Here is a 1,607-nt window from a genome sequence, read left to right as displayed (position 1 = left end):
GTTTGGATAATGCGCTCATCTACGCCATTGAAGAAGGAAATTTCAGCCACAGCGGTTTTAATTACACAACTTGGCTCAGCAGTGTATTGGAGAGAATGATTCGAAGAAATTTCAACTGGAATAGGATCGAGTTTGACGGGAACAATGGTTAATTTGTTTGTAGACATAATGGCACCTCCTTTGATTGATACATTTATCGTACCGGAGGTGCCTGATGTTTTATATGCGTTGTTTGATTACGGGCTTACACAGATTTTATTGGAAGTGACTATTCAGATATAGAAAAGAATGAATATATTCAATCTTGTGCGGATGGTGTGTACTTTCCCGCTACTGGTTTAGAACCACTTCAGTGGCTCTATCAGATTATTGAACAGATAAGAGAAGCTGTTAAAACAAAATAACATTATTAAAAAACCTTAATTGGCTAAAAGCCTTTCAAGGTTTTTTTGTTTTTTTACACTTGTAAAGAATATTTATTAGATATGTGAAATCAGTTGGAATAAAAATAGAGTGGTAAGAATATAGTTACTTTTCCTACCTAACCGCTAACGTTGCCATAAGCATAGTCGGCACAAAAGGAGCGGACAAGCTCGCAAAAACGACGAAGCTTGAACAACTCAGCGGTGCCGCCACGAAGAAACTGAATGAAGGTGCCGCAGCTATTCATGTGCGTACGCAGTCAGCTCTGCAGAACTTGGGTCTAAATAAGCTGGATAATCGTTTAGTGTATCCAGGTGTTGGATCTGTGAAGGGGAATGGCGGGTATCAGTTTATTGAGCGTGTGGATGGTGGTAATGGGGTTGGGACGAAGGTTAGGGATGAGAAGGTTGCTGAGGGTACTAAAGGAACGGTTAAGAAGATAGAAGATATTAATGACCCTATTAGAACATATCGTGGTGTGGACCTTCAAAATATAGATCCAATTTATATTGCAGATCAACGTACAGTTGTTGAGATGCCATTTGGTGGAAAAGGTGAAAAATACACTAATGCTGAGGGGTGGAGACGTGATCTAAAGTATTTTTGGAGTGAACTACTTGATAGACACCCAGAAGCGTTTAGCCCAAATAATAGAGCAATAATAGAGGGAAGGAATCCGTTTACCGATAGTCCAGTTAATGATAAGGTATTTAGGGAATATTTCTCCCAGTATGATTTTAAAGGTGTTAAAGGAGACAAATTAATTCATCACCATATTGGTGGAGGTGGACAAGCGTTTCCAGTGCCTCAAAAATTACATCCAGGTTCCGGTGGAATTCATAATATAGAAAAAGAAGCAGGAATATGGGGGAAAGATAAAGTTTACTCAGAGTTATTACAGAAATTTATTAAGGAGTGATTTCCAATATGAAAGAGGAGGGTGTTGCAAAACTCATAAATATTCAAAAATGAATGCATAAAAGAATCCGTCTTCTTGGAAGAATGATAGTACCCTAAACTATCTCCAGAAAGGACGGATTTACTAGTATGATAACCAATTTCGAAGAAAATCAATCCCTTTTACACATTTTATTTGCTTACGTAGACAGTTTAACAGTGGGACCTGTTCCAGCTGGCACAGGTCGTCCGCCTATTTGTCGTAAAGCCTTACTCAAATGTTTCTT

Annotated in this window: 1 protein-coding gene and 2 pseudogenes; all 3 read left to right on the top strand. The window is 38.5% G+C overall.

The annotated features are described in order from the left end of the window. Window positions 1-248: 248 nt before the first annotated feature. Window positions 249-404 (top strand): annotated as a pseudogene (locus tag A2U94_RS22270) (hypothetical protein); the annotation flags it as partial. Window positions 405-748: 344 nt separating this feature from the next. Further along, window positions 749-1,342 (top strand): hypothetical protein, encoded by a 594-nt coding sequence (locus A2U94_RS19990; RefSeq protein ID WP_231882795.1) that lies wholly within the window; start codon window positions 749-751, stop codon window positions 1,340-1,342. Window positions 1,343-1,470: 128 nt separating this feature from the next. Beyond that, window positions 1,471-1,607: pseudogene (locus A2U94_RS21395) on the top strand (ISNCY family transposase); the annotation flags it as partial.

Origin of the sequence: Bacillus sp. VT 712 (assembly GCF_001614195.1) — a bacterium.
In the GTDB taxonomy this organism is placed as follows: Bacteria; Bacillota; Bacilli; order Bacillales; family Bacillaceae_H; genus Priestia; species Priestia flexa.
The sequence above is the reverse complement of the archived record's forward strand: the minus strand, read 5'-3'. Positions and strand labels throughout refer to the sequence as shown.